The 19,343-nt window shown below is 52.6% G+C and carries 20 protein-coding genes; 12 read left to right on the forward strand and 8 right to left on the reverse strand.

All coding sequences use genetic code 11. The annotated features are described in order from the left end of the window. Positions 1-150: 150 nt before the first annotated feature. Positions 151-1,206: an LCP family protein gene (locus RJP21_RS23505; protein ID WP_310861475.1), complete on the reverse strand. Its 1,056-nt coding sequence runs from the start codon at positions 1,204-1,206 to the stop codon at positions 151-153. Positions 1,207-1,435: 229 nt separating this feature from the next. Continuing rightward, positions 1,436-1,597, reverse strand: a complete 162-nt coding sequence (locus RJP21_RS23510; RefSeq protein WP_201452160.1) for a hypothetical protein — start codon at positions 1,595-1,597, stop codon at positions 1,436-1,438. A 125-nt stretch (positions 1,598-1,722) separates the two neighbouring features. Between RJP21_RS23510 and RJP21_RS23515 the strand changes: the two genes are divergently transcribed. The 5 genes from RJP21_RS23515 to RJP21_RS23535 all read left to right on the forward strand — a co-directional run bounded on the left by RJP21_RS23515 (position 1,723) and on the right by RJP21_RS23535 (position 7,296). After that, positions 1,723-2,343 (forward strand): NUDIX hydrolase, encoded by a 621-nt coding sequence (locus RJP21_RS23515; protein ID WP_310861476.1) that lies wholly within the window; start codon positions 1,723-1,725, stop codon positions 2,341-2,343. A 158-nt stretch (positions 2,344-2,501) separates the two neighbouring features. Further along, positions 2,502-2,798, forward strand: coding sequence for a DUF6509 family protein (locus RJP21_RS23520; RefSeq protein WP_160042465.1), 297 nt, complete (start codon positions 2,502-2,504; stop codon positions 2,796-2,798). Then, the gene (locus RJP21_RS23525; protein ID WP_310861477.1) at positions 2,795-3,343 is read left to right on the forward strand and encodes a hypothetical protein; all 549 of its coding nucleotides are present in this window, start codon (positions 2,795-2,797) and stop codon (positions 3,341-3,343) included. The genes RJP21_RS23520 and RJP21_RS23525 overlap by 4 nt, the downstream gene beginning before the upstream one ends. 287 nt (positions 3,344-3,630) lie before the next feature. Beyond that, entirely contained in the window at positions 3,631-5,496 is a 1,866-nt protein-coding gene (recQ, locus tag RJP21_RS23530; RefSeq protein WP_310861478.1) for a DNA helicase RecQ, read from the forward strand. Positions 5,497-5,514: 18 nt separating this feature from the next. Continuing rightward, positions 5,515-7,296, forward strand: a complete 1,782-nt coding sequence (locus RJP21_RS23535) for a B12-binding domain-containing radical SAM protein (RefSeq protein ID WP_310861479.1) — start codon at positions 5,515-5,517, stop codon at positions 7,294-7,296. A gap of 105 nt (positions 7,297-7,401) precedes the next feature. Here the strand turns inward: RJP21_RS23535 and RJP21_RS23540 are convergent, their stop codons facing one another. The 4 genes from RJP21_RS23540 to mnmL form a co-directional block, all read right to left on the reverse strand. Further along, on the reverse strand, positions 7,402-8,337 hold the full coding sequence (locus RJP21_RS23540; protein WP_310861480.1) for an alpha/beta hydrolase: 936 nt from the start codon (positions 8,335-8,337) through the stop codon (positions 7,402-7,404). Positions 8,338-8,425: 88 nt separating this feature from the next. Further along, on the reverse strand, positions 8,426-9,397 hold the full coding sequence (locus RJP21_RS23545; protein ID WP_310861481.1) for a type I phosphomannose isomerase catalytic subunit: 972 nt from the start codon (positions 9,395-9,397) through the stop codon (positions 8,426-8,428). A 142-nt stretch (positions 9,398-9,539) separates the two neighbouring features. After that, positions 9,540-10,124, reverse strand: a complete 585-nt coding sequence (gene mnmM, locus RJP21_RS23550; RefSeq protein WP_310861482.1) for a tRNA 5-(aminomethyl)-2-thiouridylate-methyltransferase MnmM — start codon at positions 10,122-10,124, stop codon at positions 9,540-9,542. Further along, the gene (gene mnmL, locus RJP21_RS23555; protein WP_160042453.1) at positions 10,125-11,078 is read right to left on the reverse strand and encodes a tRNA modification radical SAM protein MnmL/YtqA; all 954 of its coding nucleotides are present in this window, start codon (positions 11,076-11,078) and stop codon (positions 10,125-10,127) included. Positions 11,079-11,349: 271 nt separating this feature from the next. Between mnmL and RJP21_RS23560 the strand changes: the two genes are divergently transcribed. Next, positions 11,350-11,538 (forward strand): hypothetical protein, encoded by a 189-nt coding sequence (locus tag RJP21_RS23560; RefSeq protein WP_160042806.1) that lies wholly within the window; start codon positions 11,350-11,352, stop codon positions 11,536-11,538. Between the two features lie 206 nt (positions 11,539-11,744). Continuing rightward, entirely contained in the window at positions 11,745-12,485 is a 741-nt protein-coding gene (trmB, locus tag RJP21_RS23565; RefSeq protein WP_310861483.1) for a tRNA (guanosine(46)-N7)-methyltransferase TrmB, read from the forward strand. A 265-nt stretch (positions 12,486-12,750) separates the two neighbouring features. Here trmB and RJP21_RS23570 read toward each other — a convergent pair whose 3' ends face one another. Continuing rightward, on the reverse strand, positions 12,751-13,887 hold the full coding sequence (locus RJP21_RS23570) for an MGDG synthase family glycosyltransferase (RefSeq protein WP_310861484.1): 1,137 nt from the start codon (positions 13,885-13,887) through the stop codon (positions 12,751-12,753). A gap of 52 nt (positions 13,888-13,939) precedes the next feature. Further along, positions 13,940-14,467 (reverse strand): phosphatase PAP2 family protein, encoded by a 528-nt coding sequence (locus RJP21_RS23575; protein WP_310861485.1) that lies wholly within the window; start codon positions 14,465-14,467, stop codon positions 13,940-13,942. A gap of 720 nt (positions 14,468-15,187) precedes the next feature. Between RJP21_RS23575 and RJP21_RS23580 the strand changes: the two genes are divergently transcribed. The 5 genes from RJP21_RS23580 (at position 15,188) to RJP21_RS23600 (ending at position 19,271) form a co-directional block, all read left to right on the forward strand. Continuing rightward, positions 15,188-16,426 carry a glycosyltransferase family 2 protein gene (locus RJP21_RS23580; RefSeq protein WP_160042445.1) on the forward strand — a complete coding sequence of 413 codons (1,239 nt, stop codon included), beginning with the start codon at positions 15,188-15,190 and terminating at the stop codon, positions 16,424-16,426. A gap of 270 nt (positions 16,427-16,696) precedes the next feature. Beyond that, the gene (gene infC, locus RJP21_RS23585) at positions 16,697-17,194 is read left to right on the forward strand and encodes a translation initiation factor IF-3 (RefSeq protein ID WP_310861486.1); all 498 of its coding nucleotides are present in this window, start codon (positions 16,697-16,699) and stop codon (positions 17,192-17,194) included. An 18-nt stretch (positions 17,195-17,212) separates the two neighbouring features. After that, entirely contained in the window at positions 17,213-17,413 is a 201-nt protein-coding gene (rpmI, locus tag RJP21_RS23590) for a 50S ribosomal protein L35 (RefSeq protein ID WP_036708474.1), read from the forward strand. Between the two features lie 31 nt (positions 17,414-17,444). Further along, positions 17,445-17,804, forward strand: a complete 360-nt coding sequence (rplT, locus tag RJP21_RS23595) for a 50S ribosomal protein L20 (RefSeq protein WP_036708477.1) — start codon at positions 17,445-17,447, stop codon at positions 17,802-17,804. A 432-nt stretch (positions 17,805-18,236) separates the two neighbouring features. Continuing rightward, a complete protein-coding gene (locus RJP21_RS23600; protein WP_310861487.1) occupies positions 18,237-19,271 on the forward strand; it encodes a BMP family ABC transporter substrate-binding protein in 1,035 nt (344 codons plus the stop codon). Positions 19,272-19,343 lie beyond the last annotated feature (72 nt).

The following is a 19,343-nucleotide window of genomic DNA, read 5'->3' on the forward strand; positions in this document are numbered from 1 at the left end:
TTTTTTGCGCTTTAAAAAGGGCATTGTGCGATATGGGATCGCTCTACGCTTTCCAATCGGCCAACCGCTGCGAAGCTCGATGATCCCACGGAAAAAGGCATCCCTATACCTTCGCGTTCGGAAGGTCGGATGCCTTTTATAGGTTTGAAGTTATTTGCCTCCGCTTGCCGCAGCCTTATTCTCATCCGAGACAGGCTCCATCAGCTGGGCGGCTGGGGTATTCGGGTCATGCCAATTGGCAATGAGCTTCTGGATGTATTCGATATCTTTTTGATCCGGATCGTAATACCAGATCGAGTCGCGCATGGCTCCCTCGCCTTTCAGCATGTAATTGCTGAAGGTAGGCATGCCGCCTTCGTAAAAGGATTTGGCCAAGTCGATCATAAAGGTGGACGTCATGTTGGTCTTGAAGTTGCTTCCCGCGACCTTCAGCAGATCCGGAAGCTTCGTAATATTTTGAATTTCAAGCGCTCTCGCCAAAATCGCGTCGATCAGCACGCGGTGCCTCATCGTCCGGTTAAAATCGGAATCCTCGCGGTAGCGGGCATAACTGAGCGCGTCCTGGCCGTCGTAAATCGGTTTGTTTGGTTCGATGCGCAGCTTTTCATGGATTTTCTGTTTGTTCTCAATGACTTTGGTAATCGGGAGATGTACGCCTCCCAGCTTGTCGACGACGTCTTTCAAACCTTGAAAGTTAATGGTCGCATAAAAATCGACGTTATTGCCGACCAGGTTTTCGACCGTATCGACGCTGCGTTTGATCCCGCCGCGGGCATAGGCGGCGTTGATTTTGCTCTTTTTGTTTTCCTCCGCAATTTCGGTATAAGTATCGCGGGGGATGGAGATGAGCAGAACTTTGCGATCCTCCGGACGAACGACGGAATAGATGATCGTATCGGAACGGCCGGGTTCGTCTTTGCGTTCATCGGTGCCGAGGAGGAGTACCGAAAACGGGTTTTGCACCTTCTCGGGTTTGACTTCCTCGTCGATTTTTTCATAGGATTGGTCCAGCGTTTCGGCAACGGTATCTTTCATGAACGTGTCAAAAGCGAGCAGGGCGACCTGCTTCCTGAAGATATACCCGGCTCCCGCCACGAGCAGCAGGCAGACGAGCGTAATGAGCAGCCACTTTCCTTTACTTTTCTTTTTATTTTTCCTTTTCCTTTTCCTGGGGCGGGTAAGCCGCGTTGGCTCTTGATTTTCCATCGGTCACTCCTGTTTCGGTTTACAAAATTTTCTTTCGCTTTCAACCATTTTATAGTATTCTCTTAAAAAAATAAACATCAGGGTTCGCGGACGTTCGGCATGAACCGCTATTTTTCGCGATATGGGCAGCAAAAAAGACGGCCTGATGAAGAGCCGCCTATCGAATGGAGTTTTGCAAAAAGATGGAACTCGCTATAAACTGTATTCAATTGAAAGATTGGACATTCGTTTACGATTTCAGGGCAAACGCCTGCTGTCTGCTTTGAAGCCGTTCCAGCTTGCGGATGATTTCCTTTTGCCATCTGGCGTCATCCAGCCGCTTGGCAAGATTCAGCAGATCGAGATAATCGTCAATGCGAAGTTCCGCACGCTGCGCCGATATGTTCGCCATGCTCGTCGACTCCTTACCGTTGGTGTAGATTGCGATCTAAACATGATTGTATCATAAACTTATTTGATAGTGATAATCTTTCTCAATAAAATCCGAAATTTTTTTGCAAAGGAGCCTGTTCGGAAATGGAGACATCGCTAAAGTGGCTGGATTGGGCCAAACGGATTCAAGGGATCGCGCAGACCGGCCTGGCTTATGCCAAAGATGTATACGACAAGGAAAGGTATGAACAGCTGCGCGAGCTCAGCCTGGAAATCATGGCGGAATACACGGAAGTGGAAACCGGAAAGCTGACGCAGCTTTTTGCCGGAGAACAGGGTTACGCCACGCCGAAAGTTGACATCCGCGGCGTCGTCATTCAGGATGGGAAGATTTTGCTTGTACGGGAGAAGGAAGACGGGGATTGGTCGCTGCCGGGCGGCTGGGCCGATCTGCTGCTGTCGCCGACGGAAATCGCGGTCAAAGAGGTGTGGGAGGAATCCGGCTACGAAGTAAAGGCAAAACGTTTGCTGGCCGTGATGGACAATCACAAACATAATCCGCCCGCTCCCTATCATGTCTATAAAATGTTCATTCAGTGCGAAATTACCGGCGGAACGGCCCGGGAAGGCGTGGAAACAAGCGCCGTGCGGTTTTTTGGGCGGGACGAATTGCCGAACCTGTCGCGCAGCCGGAATACGGAAGCTCAAATCGGGTTGATGTTCGACCTGCTTGCGCATCCGGAACGCATTCCGGTGATCGATTAGAGGGAGTCCGATCCATCGTCGCTCACGTATTGCCATCCTGGCAGGGGATATAACGTCAGGCTGATAAAAGCGCATGTTCCGCCTCCATCTCTGTTAGAATAAGAAGGAACGCCTGTGAAACGGCAATCATAGCCAAGAGCTTAGGAAGGATGACATGCATGCTGACGATTACCGAATATGAAGTGGAACATATCAAAGACCCTTTTCGCATTTTGGAGGGCAAACGTTATGAATACAAATTGGACGTCGAAGTTCCGGAGGACGACGAGCTGTACTCGGAAAACGGCCTGTACGTCCGTGCCATTTACAATGAACGGGAAGAAGGCGGCCGTCTCGTAAAATACGATTTGTACGAAAAATCCACGGACCGCTACCTTGATTTCGATCTGGAAGACGACGAGGTGCGGATGATCGAAGCGTTTTGCCGCGAGCATCTGGAGGATGCGGAAGCATGAAGCGCTCTCCCGTGACGGTACCCTTCGGATATGAGCCTCCCGATGAACATGTCAAAGGAACGCTGATTTTTTACGACGCCTTCGAGGATATCGCCGACCATGAGCTGCTGGGGGCGGAGAAAACGGCGGAGGAACGCCGGTTTTCGCGGTTCGTGCTGTATCCGCTGCATGAAGAAACCGCCAAACGTATGCTGAAAGCTCCCGTGGCGCCTTTTTACAAACGCGAGCGGCGGCTTGAAAGCTGGAAGCTTGAGCATCGTTCCGAAGCCGTGATCGAGGTATTTGAAGCCAAACGCAAAAAATATACCCCGATGGATACCGCCCTGCGCCATTTGACGGATAAATACCCTGCGCCCCATTTTTTGTACCTGACTCCGGATATGGCGAACCTGTTTGCTTCTTATTCCTCTTTTCGCGAGTGGATCGCCAAGCTGCGGCTTATTTTATCGGAGCGGCCGAAGCGGCTGCATCCGCGGCTTGAAGAGCACCGCAATCGGTGGGACGTGGCTGGGGAAGAACCTGCGGATGATATAAAAGACGTATAATACAATTGACCTGAGTGACAGAGCCGGCGGAGCCGGCTTTTATCATTTCGGGGCTCCCGGAAAATTACCCGATCGGCTTAGAAGCCATCGGCCTTACGATGTAAGGGTATTTTGTGCTTGCGGCGGGGTCTTGCCGGCAACAATCCTAGCGGTTGCTCAATCCCGCAAACCTCGGTAAACTTAGAAGTAAAGGCTTTTTGAAGATGACCGCATGTGCAGGTTTTTTCTATTTTTGAAAGTGCGTGAAATGAGTTTTTTACTAGATTTCGTTAGGAGTCCGTAAATATATGAGTGTAGAAACGATGACGATGGAACGGGCGCAGCAGCTGCTGCAAACCTATTACGGGTATCCGGATTTCCGGGAAGGCCAGAAAAAGATCGTCCTCAGTTTGCTGGAAGGAAACGACACGCTGGGCATCATGCCGACGGGCGGAGGCAAATCGATCTGCTACCAGATTCCGGCGCTGATGCTGCCGGGCCTGACGCTGGTCGTCTCGCCGCTGATCTCGCTGATGAAGGACCAGGTGGACGCGCTGACGGCGATGGGCGTTCAGGCTGCGTACATCAACAGCACGCTGAGCGGCAAGGAAGTGAACGAACGGATCCGTGCCGCCAAACGCGGGGACCTGAAGCTGCTGTACGTCGCGCCGGAGCGGCTGGAGGTGGACTGGTTCCGGGAGGAGATGAGCCTGCTGTCCATTTCCTGCGTGGCGGTGGACGAAGCGCACTGCGTGTCGCAGTGGGGGCATGATTTCCGGACGAGTTATTTGGCGGTGGCCCCGTTCGTGGAAAACCTTCCGAAGCGGCCGATGGTTGCCGCCTTTACGGCCACGGCGACGCCGGAGGTCACGGAGGACATGATCCGGCTGCTGCGCTTGGACGAGCCTGAAGTGTTCGTTACGGGACTTAGCCGGGATAATTTGGCCATGTCGGTGCTGCGGGGGGAAAACAAACGCGATTTTGTCATGAAGTATGCCGAAGCACATTCGCATCAACCCGGAATCGTATATGCCGCCACCCGCAAGGACGTGGACGATTTGTACGAACGATTGAGCAGCAACGGGCTGGCCGCGGGGAGATACCATGCCGGCATGAGCGACGAGGAACGGGCGGCAAGCCAGGAGGCTTTCCTGTACGACGATATCCGGGTCATGGTCGCGACCAATGCTTTCGGGATGGGGATCGACAAATCGAACGTGCGGTACGTCATCCATTACAATATGCCGAAAAACATGGAGGCTTACATCCAGGAGGCAGGACGCGCCGGGCGCGACGGTGAACCGAGCCAATGCATTTTGCTGTTCGGCGCCCAGGACATCATGACGCAAAAGTTTCTGATCGAGCAAAATCCGCAAGATCCGGAGCGAAAAGCCAACGACTACCGCAAGCTGCAGCAGATGGTCGATTACTGCTATACGACGCGCTGCCTGCGCAGCGCCATGCTCGATTATTTCGGGGAAAAACATGAGGACAAGCCATGCGGCATTTGCAGCTCCTGCACGGATGAACGCGAGCTGGTCGACATGACGATCGACGCCCAAAAAATATTTTCCTGCATCCACCGCATGCGCGAACGGTTTGGCGTGTCCATGGTGGCGGCCGTGCTGAAGGGCTCCCGCAACAAAAAAGTGCTTCAATACCGTTTCGATGAGCTGTCGACCTATGGCGCGATGGCGGACCGGACCGAAAAAGAAATATCGGAGATCATCAACGTGATGGCCTCGGAAGGGTATTTGTCGCTCTCCGAAGGGCAGTACCCGGTGCTTAAGCTGCAGCCGCTGGCGGCCGAAGTGCTGAAAGGGCAGCGGAAAGTGATGCAGCGCCTGCCGGCCAAAGCGGCTGCCGGGGACGCCGCAGGAGGCCGCGCCTCCGGTTCGCGGAGGGCGGACTATTCGCCATCGGCCGTCAACGAGACGGTATTCGAGCAGCTGCGCCTGATCCGGCGCGAGCTGGCCGAGAAGGAACATGTGCCGTCCTATATCATTTTCAACGACGCGACGCTTCGCGAGATGAGCGTGGTATGCCCGCAGACCGAACAAGAAATGCTGAGAGTAAAAGGCGTCGGCGAAGTGAAATTCCGCAAATACGGCAAGCCGTTTCTGGACTTCTTCAAGGAGCATGGAGACGGACGCTATGACGGCGATTATGAATAATAGAAGGAATGTGAATCCATGAAAGTCATTTTATCGACCTTAAACGCCAAATTCATCCATACTTCGCTGGCGATCCGCCTGCTGAAGGCTTACAGCGAGCATCAGTTTGATATCGAGCTGGCGGAATATACGATCAAAGATCCGGTCATGAACATCGTTTCGGATTTATTTCAGCGACGCCCCGACGTCATCGGTTTCTCCTGCTACATTTGGAACATCGAGGAGACGCTCCGGGTCATCGACATCGTCAAGAAGGTTATGCCTGAAGTGAAAATCATCCTCGGCGGTCCCGAAGTGTCCTATGACACGGGGCATTGGATGGAGCGCGCGCAAGGCGTCGATTTTATCGTGATGGGGGAAGGCGAGGAAACGTTCCACCACCTGCTGCAAGTGATCGAAGGCGACCGGAAATACCATTTTGTCTACGGTATCGCCTACCGGAAAGGGGAGGAGGTTATCATCAACCCGCCCCGCCCGAAAAGCGAGCTGAACTCGCTTCCGTCCCCGCACCGCTTTCCGGAGGACATTCCGAACCTCGGCAAACGCATCGTCTATTTCGAGACCAGCCGGGGCTGCCCGTTCCAATGCCAGTTCTGCCTGTCGAGCATCGAAAACGGGGTCCGCTATTACGACATCGAGCGGGTCAAATCGGATATCACCTATTTGATCGACAACGGCGCGAAAGTGATCAAGTTTTTGGACCGCACCTTCAACATCAACCACAGCTATGCCATGGAAATGTTCAAGTTCCTGATCGAAAATAACCGCGGCTGCATTTTCCAGTTCGAAATTACGGCCGACATCATGCGCCCCGAAGTACTGCAATTTTTGGCGGACAACGCGCCGCCCGGCATTTTTCGCTTCGAGATCGGGGTGCAGTCCACAAACGATCCGACCAACGTGCTGGTCAAACGCCGGCAAAATTTCGAGAAGCTGTCCCGAACCGTCAACATCATTAAGAACAGCGGCCGGATCGCGCAGCATCTGGACTTGATCGCCGGCCTGCCGGAGGAGGACTACGACACGTTCCGCAAAACCTTCAACGACGTGTTTGCCCTCCGCCCCGAGGAGCTGCAGCTGGGCTTCCTGAAAATGCTGCGCGGTACCGGCCTCAGACGGGACGCCGAAAAATACGATTATACTTACATGGATCAAGCTCCTTACGAGATTCTCGGCAGCCACAAGCTTCCGTTCGAAGACATCGTGCGGCTGAAAAGGCTGGAGGACGTGCTGGAGAAATATTGGAACGCGCACCGGATGGATCACACGCTGAACTATTTGATGAGACATGAGTTCGATTCGCCGTTCGATTTTTTCCAGGAGTTCGGCGATTATTGGGAAGGGCAGGGCTGGCAAAAAATCGGCCACCAGCTGGAGGATCTGTTCACGCGCCTGTGCGCGTTCCTTGCTTTCAGGGGCATCAAACGCATGGACGTGGCGCTTGGCCTGATGAAGCTGGATTATTTCCTGAACCATAAATACAAGCCGCGCAAAATTTGGTGGGACGATCCGATCGGCAAAGACGAATGGAGCGCGCTGATGCGCCGGGTGCTGGACCATCCGGAGGCGGTATCCGGCGGCTTTGCGGAGCTTGGGATCGGCGAGCGGGAGCTGCAAAAGCATGCCGTTCTGGAGGTGCTTCCGTTCAAGCTGGAAGACGTGCTTGCGGGAGGTACGGGAGATCCGCCGGCAGGAACGCTGCCCCAGCAGCTTTTGATGGTCCTGTACCAGCAGGACGACGGCGAGCAGCCGGTCCATTACACGATGGAACTGGAATCGGCCGGCTCGGCGCTAAAATGATCCGCTGACGAATAAAAAACGCTCTCGCCCATAAAGTCGAACTTTATGGAGCCGAGAGCGTTTTTGCGTATGGATCAGGAAGATCTCTTCCTACTCAAGCATCGTTTACGATCCGGCCGGGTTATGGCGGTTCAGCCAATCGAGCACGTCCGCGGTAACCTCGTTCCGGTTGATTTCGTTCAGCATTTCATGGCGTCCTTCCGGATACAGCCGGCATTCCACGTCCGCCAGGCCCAGGCTGCGATAAACCGCTTCGAGGCGGCGGACCCCCTGGCCCTTCAGGCCGACGGGATCCTGATCCCCGCTGAACAGGTAAATCGGCTTATGCTTGGAGATGCCCTGATAACCGTCCGGGTGCTGGATTTCCTGAAGCAGGGCGAAGAAATCCCGGAAAAATCTTGCCGTGCAAATAGCCCCGCAGAAGGGGTCTTCGATGTAACGGTCGACTTCTTCCGGGTCCCGCGACAACCAGTCGAACCGGGTGCGGTTAGGGGAGAAAGCCTTATTGAATCCGCCGAACACGATGGCGTTCATCATCAGGCTGCGATGCGTGTCCCCCTGCAGCAAGCGCTGCAGAGAGGCCAGCATATGGCCCGCCCGAAGCATGCCCCGCGGACCGTTGGTGCCGGACAGTATGAAACCGTCGTACCCGTCCGCTTCCGTCAAAATCACCTTTTGCACGAGAAAGGATCCCATGCTGTGCCCCATCAGGAACAAGGGAACGGAGGGATGCTGAGCTCTCGCCAGCCGACCGAGCTGGACGATATCCTGAACCATGAACTGAAAACCGTTCTCCCCGACGTCTCCAAGCCGTTCGAGCGAACCGGCGGTCAAGCCGTGTCCGCGCTGGTCATGGGCATATACGGCATATCCCTTGCCGGTCAACGCCGCGGCGAACCTGGCGTAGCGTTCCGCCGTTTCGCACATGCCGTGGGCGATCTGGAGGATGCCGACGATTTCGGCCTCCGGATCGGGAAGCCACTGATAGACATGAAGTTTCGTCCCGTGCGGGTCAGTCATCGTGAAGGTTTGCTCAACCAAACGCCATCACTCCCTCGTTATCCTAGTAGGAACCCTCAAGCGGAGGCGATATCTCCGCTTGAGGGTTTCGAATACGTCATGCTTTGGATTATTCAGGCAAATAAGAACGGAGCACCGTAGCTTTTCCTTCCAATGTATATGCGCCCAGGTTGGCCGGAAGAAGGAAACATTGGCCTGCCTTGATTTCCATGGAACCTCCGTTCCAGCCCAGCTTGCCGCTGCCATCGCATACGACCAGGATCGTAAAGCTTTCCGGCGCCGTGTTCAAATTCCAGGATCCGTCCACGATGCCTTTTTCCACGATAAAATAAGGCGATTTGGCGATTTGCAGCCATTCTCCGGCACCCAGGCCGCCCGTTTTCATCGTTGTTGCGCCGGAGCCTTCGAACGCGGTGACGTTCAAGGAATCCTCGATGTGAAGCTCGCGCGGCTTGCCGTCCAGGCCCGGACGGTCATAATCGTAAATGCGGTAGGTCGTATCCGAGTTTTGCTGGATTTCGGCCACGACGACGCCTGCGCAAAGGGCGTGCACCGTTCCGGCCGGAATGTAGAACGTGTCTCCGGCTTCGACGGATACTTCGCGCAGCGTATCCATGACGGTTCCGTTTTCGAGCGCCGCTTTCATGCTTTCGCGGGTCACGCCGTCCTTCAGGCCGTAGATGATTTTAGCGCCGGGTTTGGCGTCGAGCACGTACCACATTTCCGTTTTGCCGAGCTCGCCTTTCGGAAGGCCTTCATAGTCATCCGTCGGGTGAACCTGCACGGACAGGTTGTCGTTGCAGTCAAGAAGTTTGATCAGCAGCGGAAAACGTCCGTTTTTCTCGGAGAAGCCCTTGCTGCCGAACCATTCCTTGCCCAGCTCTTCGCGAATTTGGTCCAGGCCTTTTCCGGCAAGCTCGCCGTTGACGACGGTGGTGGTGCCGTTCGGATGATCGGCGATCATCCAGCCTTCGCCGATATGCCCTTCCGGTGGGGTCAGGCCGAAACGTTCGAGGGCGCGGCCGCCCCATACGCGTTCTTTGAATTCGGGTTGAAACAATAATGGATACGGTTGTGTCATAGCTGCATCTTCCTTTCATGGTCAATAATCTGATGATTTGGTTTTTGCCAAATCCTTTGTTGATTCAAACCGCCTGTTTTTGGATTTGAAGATCCTTTATCTATAGGTTCAGGTGCACATGTTTGGATGTGTCACTCGCGGTTTACCGCTTTTTCTCGATGGCGATGACATACGGGGCGTCGCTTCGTTGAAGCTGCCTGTACATCACCGCCTGGCACGCTTCCTGCGGCAGGCGGGAAGCCCAGGCCTCGACCGCCTCGGCTTCGGCCGCTCCCCCGTCATGGCCGGGGTAAAGCACCGCCGTGACGATCCCCTTCGGGCGAAGCAGGGCAATCGCGGCTTCCAGCGCCTCAAGCGTGCTGTCGGTTGTCGTAATGATGCGTTTGTCGGCATCCGCCGCAGGCAGATAACCCAAATTGAACATGACGGCGCCGATCCGTCCCCGAAACTCCGGGGGAATGTATTCTTTCATCAGCGCATGGCTTGCAAGAAAGAGGGAGACGGAAGCCAGGATGCCGGCCGGCTCCCGGGACAAACGTTCCTCCGCAAGCCGGAGCGCTTCCGCCTGAACGTCAAAGCCGAAGACGCTGCCTTTAGGCCCGGCTGCTTTGGCGAGGAACAGCGTATCGGCTCCCGTGCCGACCGTGGCGTCGACGGCCAGGTCGCCGGGATGCAGGCGGCCTTCGATTTGCTTTTGCGCGAAGCTGAGCACGGACAGAAATCCCATTTACGCGTTCCTCCAATATTTGCCCTGCCAGGTGTCCCGAGCTTTCAGCTCGGCGTCGATGGCGTTGAGCACGCCCCATTTGTTGAGGCTCCACATCGGGCCGATCAGCAGTTTGCGCGGCGCATCGCCCGTCAGGCGATGGACGATCATGTCCGGCGGCAGCATTTCCAAAGTGTCGACGACCAGCTTGATGTATTCGTCCTGTTCCAGGAAACGAAGCAAGCCGGCTTCGTATTGGCGCACCATCGGCGTGCCTTTCATGAGGTGAAGCAGGTGGATCTTGATTCCCTGCACGTCCATGTTCGCGACGGCGTATCCGGTTTCGAGCATCATTTCATGGGTTTCCTGCGGAAGGCCGTATATGATGTGGGCGCATACCCGGATCCCGTGCTTCCGGAGCTTGGCGACGGCGTCCACGAAGCATTTCGTATCGTGGGCGCGGTTGATCAGCTCGGAGGTGGAGTCGTGGACCGTCTGCAGCCCCATTTCGACCCACAGGTACGTCCGCCGGTTCAGCTCCGCCAAATATTCGACGACATCGTCCGGCAGGCAGTCGGGGCGGGTCGCGATGGACAAGCCGACGACGCCGGGCTGCTCCAGGATCGTTTCGTAATATTCCCGGAGCACTTCCACCGGCGCATACGTATTGGTATAGGCCTGGAAATATCCGATGTATTTGGCGTTCGGCCATTTCAGATGCTGCTTGTCCCGGATTTCATTGAATTGGGTCACAAGATCGTCCCGGCGTTTGCCGGCGAAGTCGCCCGATCCGCGCGCGCTGCAGAACGTGCAGCCGCCTCTGGCGATCGTGCCGTCCCGGTTCGGGCAGGTGAAGCCGGCGTCGAGCATGACCTTGAACACCTTTTCGTCAAACTCGCCGCGCATTTCGTAATTCCACGTATGAAATCGTTTATCTCCCCATAAAAGCGGGGAGCTGGCTGTTCTCGAATGCATTGGGGTATGTACTCCTTTTTGGCAAATCAGCAAAGGGAAAAGCCGAATGTGCCTTGCTGCTTGCTCTATTGTAGCAAAAAAATTCGGGGAAGGGTATGAGGGGGAGAGCGCCGGTCATTTTGCGCCCGGTTCGGGCATAAGATTTATTGAAATAACTTACATGAAATGTTATATTGGAAGTGGGAGTCACGCGATCCCGTTAGGGGTAAAAATCAGTACGGTTTCATAAAAGAAACAGATCTCGGCAACCATAATCCGTGAGGTGATCATGATGAGTTTTTTAACCGCAGAGGCTTCAGGAAAGGGTAAAATTGCTGTGGAGTTGACTCCGGAGGAGGCGCTTGCGTTGACGGGCGTGAAATTTAACGGAAATCCGGAGATTAAAGCGGAGGCTTACCGAAAAATTCGCAAAGCGTTCGAAAAGACATTTGATTTTCAGTATCAAGATAGGTTAGACTAACAACAAAGAATTCGTTGGACCCCAATTCCAAATAGATTTGGAAAAGGAATTCTGCGCCCCTCGGCTTTCGTGCCGGGAGGCCAGGGTTCTTTTTCTTTTTTCCGGGGATGCTCTTTACATTTGACTGTATCTTCGGCACAATATTGCAAGTAAGCTGTCCGCCAATACCTGCGCGGATATCAAAGTCATGAAAGTGGAGGTATGAAATGCGTTTACGCGGCAGAAAAGGAATCCGGGAGAATTTGGAGGCGCAGGCAGGCTTCGTGATTCTCGATCCCCGGTCCCATAAAGGAAAATGGCACGCATTATTTGGCAACGATCGTCCCATTTACGTGGAGCTCGGCATGGGAAAAGGGCAATTCATCAGCCAGATGAGCTTCCGTTATCCGGACATTAATTTTATAGGAATCGACATGTACGATGAATTGATTCGCCGGGCGAGCGAAAAAGCCCGTTTGGCCTGGTCCGAGCGCGATGTCGAAACGCCTCCGAATTTGCGGCTCGCGCTGGCGAATGTTGAATTTTTGGAGGATGTGTTCGCCGAAGGCGAAATCGAGCGGATTTTTTTGAATTTCAGCGATCCTTGGCCGAAAGCCAGACATGCCCGCCGGCGTTTGACGCATCCGCGGTTTTTGGAGAAATACCGGCGCTTGCTGAACCGCAACGGGGAGATTCATCTGAAGACCGACTCCCAGACGCTGTTTGAATTTTCGTTGAATGCGTTTGCCGATTTCGGTCTGCAAATGACGAACATCTCGCTGAACCTACACCGGGAAGGCCCCAATGAGCAGCATGTCATGACCGAATACGAAACGAAATTCCACGGTCAAGGCGTGAACATCCACCGCTGCGAGGCGATCGTCGGGGAAGACGCCCTGAAGCGGTACCAGGAACACAGGCTGGACGCTTACCGCATGCAGGACAAGCCTCAGGAGCCGCAGCAATAACGACGGTTTTGCGGTCGCTGCCGTTTCATGCGGCTTTTAATAAAGGAATACGGAGCGGGTAAACCCTGCAAAGCGGAGCGATTGGCCCTCAGGCTAAATATCCCGTTTTGCGGGGTTTTTTAAGATATAAGACTTAGTATAAGTATCGAAGCGATGGCTTCCTTATATCCCAAGAAAAATATCGGCTTAGCGCGAACTGTCTTCTGTGATAGTACGTTCGATAGATGGTTTCTTATACGCATACGCAAAAAAACGATGCCACTCTTCAAGAAGAGGGCACCGTTTTCGATTCCAGCATCTCGATGATGCTATGCGCGCTTTCCATCGGGCGGTACCTGGCGATGCTTGTCAGCTGCTCTTCCCGCCGCTGCCGGATTCCGGCCAGGTCGCCTACGAGTTTGTCCATCCATTTGACGATCGTATCCAGCGACGCGATCGGCTCGCCAAGCCCCTGTGCAGTGAAATAATGGCAGTTTTCTTCCTCCTGCCCGGGAAGGGGATGGTGGAACAGCATGGGGATGCCTTTCGCCAAGCCTTCCGAGCAGGTCATCCCGCCCGGTTTCGTGACGAGCAGGTCCGACACCTCCATCAGCTTGTCGACTTCGAGCGTAAACCCGATCAGATGGATGTTGGGATGGTTGTATCTCGGATCCTGTTCGAGCTTTTTCCGCTCTTTTTCGTTGTTGCCGAGGCAGAACAGAATCTGGACCTGATCCTTCCAGCGGATCAAAAAGTCGTTGATAACCTCGTCGTTCATGATGCCCCAGCCGCCGCCCATGACCATGACCGTCGGCATATCCTTCAGCTTGAACTTCTCGCGGATTTCGTCCTTTCCGGGATGCTCCCAGAAGTTCGGGTGAACGGGAATGCCGGTCACTTTGATTCGGGACGGCGGTACGCCTTGGTGGATCATTTTCGCCCGCACCTCTTGGGTGGAGACCAGGTAACGGTCGACCTGGGGGCTGATCCACGTTCCGTGGGCGTCATAGTCCGTGATGACCGTACACAGCAAAATTTGCTCTCCGAGCCGTTTCAGCCGCGATATAACGGCGCTCGGGATCGGATGCGTGCATACGACGATATCCGGGCGCAGCTGATGAACGACGTTTTTCGTATGCGTATAAAAAATGCGGTGCAGCGCAAGCGTCGTAAAACGGTTCAATGACTTGTTATATTGATGGCGGTACATCATGCCGACCAGCTTGGGCTGCGTAAGCACGGTTTTTTTGTATGCGGTGATGATCAAGGGCGCGACCTTTGGGTTCAAAAAGCTTCCAAGTTCAAGGACTTTCGTCTGAACATTCGGTGAGAGTTTGCGTAGACTGCTTGAGAGTGCGTACGCAGCTCGAGTATGTCCAGCACCGAAGCCTTCAGATAATAACAATACTCTTTTTTTGCTCACTCTCAATTCACCTGTTCCTGCTTTGTTTTTCCTTATATCCACCTTATCGGCTTTAAGGCCACAATGCAACCGTCGCAAAGGCCACGGACGAGCCGATGACCGCACCCGCCAGAACGTCCGAAGGATAGTGAAGGCCGATGTAAATCCGGGACAATCCTACCAGAAGGCTCAGCGGCAGAAGCGAATATACCCATTCTGCATGTCCCAATATAAGAGGAACCGCCACGGAAAAAGCAGCCGTCGTATGCCCGGAAGGAAAGGAATGATCCTTGAGCGGATTGCGGAAGGTCCGCGTTCCCGGCAGCGCCAGATGGGGCCGCAGTCTGGGGTACAGCTTCTTGGCGGCCGCGACCGGAATATGGCTGATGGCCAGGGAAACGGCGGCCTGCGCGCCGGACTTGCTCCAGGAGGGCGACCCGAGAAACCAGATCAGCACGCTGGAGGAAATCGCGAAGGTGGCTCCGCCCAGATGTGTCAAATAGTATAGCCAAAAGTCGAGAAAACGGTTGTGAAGACGTCCATTGATATATTGAAACAACCTTTTGTCGAATAATGCGCATCTCATGAACAAACGTCTCATTCCATTCCCCCGTTTAACGCCTGGTCAGGCTGTTTTTGTATCCGCGGCGGACCGGGATGTTTTCCACTTTAAGTTAATCATATTTTTTATTTGTGTCTTTTTCAAGGCGAAAGTCCTGCCTCCGGGCCGAAAGGCGAAGTTTTGACTTCACTTTACAGAACCTTTACAATGGTTCAAAAAGTAACAATACGTTTAAATGAACAGAAAGTGTGTTAAAAAGCGCTTTGGAAAATGAAGCCGGACCGCAAACTTTTCGCGCATGAATCTCGTTTATAAATATGGAATAAGGTTATCATTGGAATGGATGATTAAAAAAAGGAGGGGATCGCGAAATAAAAAAGCGGTAAACAGATGAAAATAAGAACTAACGGTCATGAAAATAAGCTTTGAGTGCGTCAGGCGGCCTGAATAACGCTTCTCTTCCGCTTTTCAGGAACAGGGGGAGTTATTGCGCTTTTGACAAAAAGCTGAAAACCGTGGAAAATCGATATGTTGTTTCAAGATGAAAACAAAAAGCTGAAAAGGTCAAAGTAAAAAAGGTGTTAGGGTCATAAACAAAAAACGAACCATAATCTACAGAGAGAAAAATGATAAGGGGTAAGAAAAAGAAAGTTCGCTAAAAAAGGGCCGCAATTCCGCGGTTTCTTTTAGAGGGAACGAGACATGCGATTGTCCAAGGGTTTACTTCTTATCACTTCGAAAAAGGGGGTTCTGAGAACCATGATAGACACCATATTTATCGCGCTGCAGGTTCTGCTTGCCGCGATCGGTGTATACCAGTTCGTGTTCTCGATTTTGGGTCTGTACAGGAAAAAGAGAAAGCAGCATTTCCCGGCAACAAAATCCTTTGCGGTACTCGTGGCCGCCCACAATGAGGAACAGGTCGTAGGGGCGCTGATGGAGAACCTGAAGCAGCTGGACTATCCGAAGGAGCTGTACGACGTTTTTGTCATTTGCGACAACTGTACGGATAATACGGCGAAGATCGTGCGGGAGCACGGCATGAGCGCCTGCGTCCGCACGAACAACAATCTTCGCGGCAAAGGTTACGCGATCGAATGGATGCTTAAAGAGCTGTGGGCGATGCCCCGCCAATACGATGCGGTCGTCATGTTCGACGCCGACAATCTGGCGGACACGAATTTCCTGAAGGAAATGAACGACGACCTGTGCTCCGGCGCCCGCGTTATCCAAGGTTACATCGACACCAAAAATCCGGAGGATTCCTGGATCACGGCCGCTTACGGCATTTCGTACTGGTACATCAACCGCTTGTGGCAGCTCTCGCGCCATAACATGAACATGGCGAACTTCCTTGGCGGGACGGGGATGTGCTTCGAAACGAACCTGCTCAAGGAAATGGGCTGGGGCGCGACAAGTTTGGTCGAAGACCTCGAGTTTACGATGCGGAGCGTCAAACGCGGCGTATATCCGAAGTTCAACTACGACGCCAAAGTGTTCGACGAAAAACCGCTGACGTTCAAAGCTTCGGCTCGGCAGCGTCTGCGCTGGATGCAGGGCCACTTTACCGTGGCACGCCGTTATTTCTTCCCTCTGCTGTGGCAGAGCATCAAGGAACGCAGTCTCGTGAAGCTGGACTTGGCTCTGTACGGGGCCAACGTATACATCGTTCTCCTGACTTTCCTGATGACGGCCATCATGTGGGTGGACAGCACGTTTTTCAACGGTCCGCATATCGCGAACCTGTACGGATACCTTCCGGTATGGCTGAGCTTTACGGCCATCGCGGCGAACGTGTTTACATTCCTGGCGGCGATGATTCTGGAAAAGGTTAATTACAAAAAGGTATACCTGTATTTGATTCTTTTCCCGATTTACCTGATTTCGTGGTACCCGATCACGTTCTGGGCGTTCTTCACGCAAAACAACAAGCAGTGGAGCCATACCGAGCATACCCGGGTGGTACGCCTCGAAGAAGTGCAGAGTAAGCAGGGGTAAAGTTTGCGATTCCATGTTGACAAAGGCTTGTCCCTTGTGGTACATTACTCAAGTACGTGAAAACCTAATGGATTTTCAAGCAGAGGCACCAGCTTCTCACCTGACCGACGAAGGTTGGCGGGTCATGATCCGATGATTTATGAATGCGAAATTTCATGAAGAATTGATCATAGGGATGCTGGTCGTTGACACCGGCATCCCTTTTATTTTGCTTTTTTGCAAAGCATCACCATTCGAATTTGGAGGTGGACGGTTATCAGTAAGGAACATATGATTAATGACGAAATTCGGGCGAAAGAGGTTCGTCTGGTCGGAGCGGATGGAGAACAAATCGGCATCAAGCCGATTCGTGAGGCTCTTCAGATGGCGGCGGATTTGAATCTTGATCTGGTGAACGTGGCGCCGCAGGCCAAGCCTCCGGTGTGCCGCATCATGGATTACGGCAAGTTCCGCTATGAGCAGCAGAAGAAAGAAAAAGAAGCCCGTAAGAATCAGAAAATCGTTGATATCAAAGAAGTATGGTTCCGAGCTAACATTGAGGAGCATGATTTCCAAACCAAGCTTCGCAATGTCGTCAAGTTTTTGAAAGACGGCGACAAGGTGAAATGCTCCGTCCGTTTCCGCGGACGTGAGATCACTCACGCCAACATCGGCCAGAAGATTCTCGAGCGCGTCAAAACGGAAGTTGCCGAAATTTCCAGCGTTGAACGCCAGCCGAAGCTGGAAGGCCGCAGTATGATTATGATTCTGGCTCCAAAAGCCCAATAGTCCTGAGGAGGAAGTACAATGCCTAAAATGAAAACACACAGCAGCTTGAAAGGCCGCTTCAAAGTAACTGGTTCCGGTAAAGTTACCCGTTACAAAGCTTACAAAAACCACTTGCTGTCCCACAAATCCAAACGCGCTAAACGCGTGCTTGCCGGCAACCCGGTTATGGCTCCAGGGGACGTAAGACGTTTGAAGCAAGGCCTGGCTAACTTGAAATAGTTAACAACACAATTTTGGGAGGTTTATTATTATGGCAAGAGTAAAAGGCGGATTCGTTGTTCGTCGTAGACATAAAAAAGTATTGAAACTTGCAAAAGGTTATTTCGGTTCCAAGCACCGCATTTTTAAAACAGCTAACGAACAAGTGATGAAGTCTTTGGTATATGCATACCGTGACCGTCGCGCTACGAAACGCAACATGCGCAGACTGTGGATCGTCCGGATCAATGCGGCTGCCCGGATGAACGGCCTGTCCTACAACAAATTGATGCACGGTCTGAAACTGGCTGGCGTGGACATCAACCGCAAAATGCTGGCTGACCTCGCCGTAAACGACATCAATGCGTTCAACTCGATCGCAACCGTTGCGAAAGAAAAAATCAACGCGTAATTACCGACAGTAACTTACACAAAATGGAAAAACCGCCGTAAAGGCGGTTTTTTTGTACCATCAAATGGAGCTTCTTTTCATTTTACTCATTCTTATGGAAGAGAAAATAACGTCGTTTAGATCGGGTTTGGGCTAAATCAAGGAGAATTGGAGGATTATGACTTCAACTTTACATAAAATTTATACAAAATATGACATAGCGCGTTATATGAGAACATATTAAAGCGCTTTCTTATTGGTTTGATTCAAAAAAAGTTTTGGATTCCGACGTAAATTTGCTGGATTTTGACGATATGAGAATGTATAATCTGAATGTAAATTGTCCAATGTTTGTTCAAGCCTTCGTCTCTGTAATTGATAGGTGGTAAATTAAATTGCGAGCAGGAGCCTGGGCAAACGAAAGACAAAATTTTTTTAGGGGGACATATAGAAATGAAAAAAATGTTCAAGCTGACGCTGATTATGCTGCTTGCATTTTCGGTCGTACTCGCGGGTTGCGGTAAAAAGAACGAAGATAAAAGCGCATCCGGCGGCGACTCTGCCGGCAGTGGAAAATCCGGCGTCAAAGTCGGCCTCGTTACCGACGTGGGCGGCGTTAACGACAAATCCTTCAACCAATCCGCTTGGGAAGCTCTGGAAGGTTTGCAGAAGGACAAAGGCATTACTGCGCAATACTTGCAAAGTAAATCCAAAGAAGACTATGTTACGAATTTGAATAAATACGTTAAAGGCAAATACGATCTGACTTGGGGCATCGGTTTCGACCTTGGCGCCGACATGAAAACCGTGGCGGACCAAAACCCTGACGCTCATCTGGCAATCATCGACGCTACTGTAGATTCTCCTAACGTTCGTTCCATCACATTTGCCGAGAACGAAGGCGCATTCCTCGTGGGCGTTGTCGCCGGCAAAATGACTAAAACCGGAAAAGTCGGCTTCGTGGGCGGCTCCGAAATCCCGGTTATCAAACGTTTTGAAGCAGGCTTCAAGGCGGGCGTGAAAGCGGCTAACCCTAACGCTGAACTCAAAATCAACTACACCGGCGCATTCGACAAGCCTGACCAAGGTAAAGCCGCTGCGGCTACGATGTACAACGACGGCGTAGACATCATTTTCCACGCTGCCGGAGCTACGGGTACCGGCGTATTTAACGAAGCGATCTCCCGCAACAAAGCAGGCGGCAGCAAAGTTTGGGTTATCGGCGTCGACAAGGACCAATCCCTTGAATTCGGCGATGACGTAACGCTGACTTCGATGGTTAAAGGCGTGACGACAGCTGTCGACAAAGTGACGAAAGAAGTTATCGACGGCCAGTTCAAAGGCGGTTCCGAGGTTCTTGGCTTGAAGGAAAACGGCGTAGGCCTTGCCGACACTTCCAGCAAAAACGTTCCTGCCGACGTGCTGAAAGATGTTGAAGATTACAAACAAAAAATCATCAGCGGCGAAATCAAGGTTCCTGAAGAATAAGATTTCGAGGCCCTGATCATCTAAGATATAAGTGTGTTTATTAAACGGCAAGGCTGGTTGATACAACTAGCC

Source organism: Paenibacillus sp. VCA1, assembly GCF_031583795.1.
Classification (GTDB): Bacteria; Bacillota; Bacilli; order Paenibacillales; family Paenibacillaceae; genus Paenibacillus_AQ; species Paenibacillus_AQ albilobatus.

Bases quoted from the DNA above. Each gene is read 5' to 3' on its own strand.
- RJP21_RS23515 (WP_310861476.1), top strand. From the start codon at position 1,723: ATGGAGACATCGCTAAAGTGGCTGGATTGGGCCAAACGGATTCAAGGG.
- RJP21_RS23545 (WP_310861481.1), bottom strand. From the start codon at position 9,397: ATGACACAACCGTATCCATTATTGTTTCAACCCGAATTCAAAGAACGC.
- RJP21_RS23505 (WP_310861475.1), bottom strand. From the start codon at position 1,206: ATGGAAAATCAAGAGCCAACGCGGCTTACCCGCCCCAGGAAAAGGAAA.
- mnmL (WP_160042453.1), bottom strand. From the start codon at position 11,078: ATGCATTCGAGAACAGCCAGCTCCCCGCTTTTATGGGGAGATAAACGA.
- RJP21_RS23575 (WP_310861485.1), bottom strand. From the start codon at position 14,467: ATGAGACGTTTGTTCATGAGATGCGCATTATTCGACAAAAGGTTGTTT.
- RJP21_RS23520 (WP_160042465.1), top strand. From the start codon at position 2,502: ATGCTGACGATTACCGAATATGAAGTGGAACATATCAAAGACCCTTTT.
- RJP21_RS23560 (WP_160042806.1), top strand. From the start codon at position 11,350: ATGAGTTTTTTAACCGCAGAGGCTTCAGGAAAGGGTAAAATTGCTGTG.
- RJP21_RS23580 (WP_160042445.1), top strand. From the start codon at position 15,188: ATGATAGACACCATATTTATCGCGCTGCAGGTTCTGCTTGCCGCGATC.
- rplT (WP_036708477.1), top strand. From the start codon at position 17,445: ATGGCAAGAGTAAAAGGCGGATTCGTTGTTCGTCGTAGACATAAAAAA.
- infC (WP_310861486.1), top strand. From the start codon at position 16,697: ATGATTAATGACGAAATTCGGGCGAAAGAGGTTCGTCTGGTCGGAGCG.
- RJP21_RS23525 (WP_310861477.1), top strand. From the start codon at position 2,795: ATGAAGCGCTCTCCCGTGACGGTACCCTTCGGATATGAGCCTCCCGAT.
- RJP21_RS23535 (WP_310861479.1), top strand. From the start codon at position 5,515: ATGAAAGTCATTTTATCGACCTTAAACGCCAAATTCATCCATACTTCG.
- trmB (WP_310861483.1), top strand. From the start codon at position 11,745: ATGCGTTTACGCGGCAGAAAAGGAATCCGGGAGAATTTGGAGGCGCAG.
- rpmI (WP_036708474.1), top strand. From the start codon at position 17,213: ATGCCTAAAATGAAAACACACAGCAGCTTGAAAGGCCGCTTCAAAGTA.
- mnmM (WP_310861482.1), bottom strand. From the start codon at position 10,124: ATGGGATTTCTGTCCGTGCTCAGCTTCGCGCAAAAGCAAATCGAAGGC.
- recQ (WP_310861478.1), top strand. From the start codon at position 3,631: ATGAGTGTAGAAACGATGACGATGGAACGGGCGCAGCAGCTGCTGCAA.
- RJP21_RS23510 (WP_201452160.1), bottom strand. From the start codon at position 1,597: ATGGCGAACATATCGGCGCAGCGTGCGGAACTTCGCATTGACGATTAT.
- RJP21_RS23600 (WP_310861487.1), top strand. From the start codon at position 18,237: ATGAAAAAAATGTTCAAGCTGACGCTGATTATGCTGCTTGCATTTTCG.